Below are 3,342 nucleotides of genomic sequence, written 5' to 3'. Positions count from 1 at the left end.
CCAACCAGGGTCCTGCTTACACGCAGCCTCAGGCTACTTTTGCGGTGAAGCTCGACCGTTCTGGGGTTCTCTACGCTACGTCGTACTGTAATATCCACGGTCTCTGGAGGAGCGAGAAAGCCGTTACCGTGCGGTGAAAAAAGGCCCCGGGCTATCCGGGGCCTTAGATGTTTGCAGCCGTGCTCGGAGAGCACCACCACTCTGTAGCTTCTAAAGCGCTTTTTTGGAGTATACTGCTGAACCTTGGAATCTTTGCCCTTGAAGTTCTGGGTGGGATTTTCTCCGGAAGCCTGGCTCTCCTTTCTGATGCCTTCCACAATCTGACGGATACGCTATCCCTTGTTGCCGCCCTTTTTGCCATTCGTTTAGCCCGGCGAAACCGAACGCCTGAGAGGACCTACGGGTACCGGAGGGCGGAGGTTCTGGTTGCTTTTTTGAACGCCCTCTTTCTCTTCGGGGTGAGTGCTTACCTTGGGTACGAAGCTTTAGAGCGCCTCGTCCATCCGGTGCCTCTTGAAACTCGTACAGCTCTTCTTGTTGGCCTTTTCGGTCTTTTGGGGAATCTGGTTTCAGTGGTCCTTCTTCTCCCTTCCTCCCGTGAGAGCCTGAGCGTTCGGAGTGCCTTTCTTCATTTTCTCTCTGATACCCTGTCGTCGTGCGTCGTGGTCTTGGGGATTGTGACGGTAAAGTTCTCCGGTTTTACTACCCTTGATGCTCTCTTGAGCTCTGGCATTATTGCCTTCATCCTCCGGGAGACAGTTCCCCTTTTCCGTGAGACGCTTCGTATCCTCATGCAGGGAACGCCTCTCCATGTGCAGCCAGAACTCGTCAAAGAGCGCTTGGAGCGTATTGAAGGAGTGGACAACGTCCACCATCTCCATGTCTGGTCTTTGAATGAGAAAGAACACTACGCTGAGTTCCACGTGGTGGCAAAATGCACGACTCTTGAGGAAGCAGACGTTCTTCGCGAGAGTATCCTTCAGGTACTCCGTGGAGAGTTTGGCATTCACCATGCGACGATTCAACTTGAGTGCCGTGCCTGTGGTGACCAGGGTCTCATTGTCCAGGAGTAGGACCCTCCGCTTCCCTGAGAATCCTCTGCACTTCTTCCTCGGTGCTCCGCAGGCGTTGCCTCAGGAATGAACAGAGAAAGGTCGCCCGCTGTACTTTGGCGATAAGGGTGTCGATGTCCACCATTCCCTCTTCGAGCTCTCGAACGATTGCTTGGAGCTCTTCAAAAGCTTCCCGATACGTGAGGTTTGATAGGGACATGGCAGTTCTTCACCTCACTTACTACCTCTCCATCGGCAAACCACGTCTCTAAGCGGTCGCCCACCGCACAGTCCTTGGCACTCCGTACCACTTTCCCTTCTTTTAGGGTCAGAGTGTACCCGCGTCGGAGGATGTTCTGGGGGTCAAGAATAAGGAGGGTTCGGATGGTATTCTCAAGGAGAGCAGCTTCTTCTTTGAGGATTTTCTCAAGTACCCTCGTCAGTTTTTCCCAGGTACCGGAAAGGTTCTCAGAGGCTTTTTCAAGGAGGCGCTTCGCGTACTCTTTCGTTTCCCACGAGAACCTTGTGGTTTCCTCTGCGGCATGTCTGAGACCTGCCTGGGTTATTCGCTCAAGGGACCCGAAAAGGAGGGCAAGAGTGTTCCGTTCTTCCTTGAAGAAGCGTTCCAGAATCGTTTGGAGTTTTCTTGAGGCTTCGAGGACAAGGTCATCAAAGGCCTGCATCCGTTCGATGAGGAAATCGGCTACTGCTGTTGGCGTTTTGAGCGAGAGATGGGCCACTGCATCAAGAACGGTCTCATCTTTCTGGTGTCCAATCCCCACAAGAACCGGAAGGGGGAAGGTTGCTATGGCTCGTCCCAAGGTGTAGCTATCGAACCAGTGGAGGTCGGACTGGGCCCCACCACCCCGAAGGATGACAAGGAGGTCGAAGTCTTCGATTCTCCTTTTGACCTCTGCAAGGGCAGAGAGGATGCTTGGCTCTAATTCTTCCCCCTGGACGAAAATTGGAAAGAGTTCCACCAGGAAGCGGAAGCCGTGGGGGTTTTCAGTGAGATGGGTCACAAAGTCTTCAAAACCTGCAGCGTACGGTGAGGAGAGCACTGCGATGCGCTGGGGGACGAGGGGGAAGGGCAAGCAGCGGTTGGCCTCAAGGAGACCTTCCTGGGCAAGGCGGGAGAGCACTTCTTTTCTGTGGCGCATCATCGCGCCGAGGGAGTACTGAGGGTCAATGTTCCGGATATCCAGGGACAAGCCGTACACGGGATGGAAACGGACTTTCACTAAGGCAAGGATTTCCATACCCTTTGCCAGATTCTGGCCAGTTAGGACGCGGAAAGGAGTGGCAATGGCAGGATAGAGGGACGCCCAGATGGTTCCCCGAACTCGGGCTTTGAGCTCTCCGTCCTGCTTTTCTACAAGTTCCAGGTACCAGTGGCCGGATTGGTCACATCGGATGTCAGCAATTTCTGCTGTGACCCAAACTGCAGAAGGGAAGAGAACATCAACAGTCTCCTCGAGTACCCCAAGGAGTTCGGTAAGCGAGAACACTATCCTTTCCATGTCTTTCATTGTACCAGAACTCTTCCTTCTCAAGGAGTGCTTCAGGTATACTTAGGAGCAAAAAACCGAGAAGGGGGGTTTACCATGGGTAAGGGAGACCACCGCACCCGGCGGGGAAAAATCTTCATGGGAACGTACGGAAAGTGCCGGCCCCGCAAGAAGAAAAAGAAAGAGAAGGAAACGGCTTAGTGGTATAATGGAAACATCCTTTTTACGAAGGGAGTGGGAACATGCGCGCTCAGGAGGTTCTGGTGGGGATTACTGTTCTTGCTGTAGTTCTGGGGCTTTTTGGTTGTGGCCCGGGTGGAGGAGGTCCTGGAGCATCGCCTTCACCTTCGCCCTCTCCAGGAGTTACTCAGGCTCCGCAGCTCCTCTCGGTGACTGTTGGGGCTAAAACTCTGGTGAGTGGCGATGCGGTGCAGCCGGGGCAAAGTGTCGTTTTCAGCGGCCAGGGACCTGCAAATGTGCAGATTCGGGTGTACCTTGGGGGAAATCTCATCGGAACAGCTACGACTGGAGCTGCAGGGGACTTTACCTTTACCTGGAACTCAGGAACCACAGAGGGAGCCTTCACTCTTGAGTTCAAAGCCAAGGACCCAGCACTTGCCGAAAGTGCTGCTGCCTCCTTTACCCTTGTTGTCGACGGGACGTCTCCTTTCCTCTCAAGCATCCTTGCCCGGGCCGATGCTCCATTGGGAGCAGCACCACAGATCAAGGTCACTTTCAGTGAACCCATTGTGGTGAACGACATGACACTCTTCACGCTTCCC

The 3,342-nt window shown here is 53.9% G+C and carries 6 protein-coding genes; 4 read left to right on the top strand and 2 right to left on the bottom strand.

What is annotated here, in order from left to right:
- Together H5U36_09735 and H5U36_09730 are read left to right on the top strand one after the other, a co-directional pair.
- Positions 1-137 (top strand): Neelaredoxin (locus tag H5U36_09735; protein MBC7218389.1); only part of this gene is annotated, 137 nt, incomplete at its 5' end.
- Positions 138-167: 30 nt separating this feature from the next.
- On the top strand, positions 168-1,073 hold the full coding sequence (locus H5U36_09730; GenBank protein MBC7218388.1) for a cation transporter: 906 nt from the start codon (positions 168-170) through the stop codon (positions 1,071-1,073).
- Here H5U36_09730 and xseB read toward each other — a convergent pair.
- Positions 1,057-1,272 (bottom strand): exodeoxyribonuclease VII small subunit, encoded by a 216-nt coding sequence (gene xseB / locus H5U36_09725; GenBank protein MBC7218387.1) that lies wholly within the window; start codon positions 1,270-1,272, stop codon positions 1,057-1,059. The two genes, H5U36_09730 and xseB, sit on opposite strands and share 17 nt — an antisense overlap.
- Positions 1,235-2,572, bottom strand: coding sequence for an exodeoxyribonuclease VII large subunit (xseA, locus tag H5U36_09720; protein ID MBC7218386.1), 1,338 nt, complete (start codon positions 2,570-2,572; stop codon positions 1,235-1,237). Before xseA ends, xseB begins: the two co-directional genes overlap by 38 nt.
- 84 nt (positions 2,573-2,656) lie before the next feature.
- Here xseA and H5U36_09715 point away from each other — a divergent pair, with 84 nt between their 5' ends.
- Entirely contained in the window at positions 2,657-2,761 is a 105-nt protein-coding gene (locus H5U36_09715; protein MBC7218385.1) for a 30S ribosomal protein THX, read from the top strand.
- Between the two features lie 41 nt (positions 2,762-2,802).
- A partial coding sequence (locus H5U36_09710) for a hypothetical protein (protein MBC7218384.1) occupies positions 2,803-3,342 on the top strand: 540 nt, incomplete at its 3' end.

This window comes from Candidatus Caldatribacterium sp., from assembly GCA_014359405.1.
GTDB lineage: Bacteria > Atribacterota > Atribacteria > Atribacterales > Caldatribacteriaceae > Caldatribacterium > Caldatribacterium oleiphilum.
The sequence above is the reverse complement of the archived record's forward strand: the minus strand, read 5'-3'. Positions and strand labels throughout refer to the sequence as shown.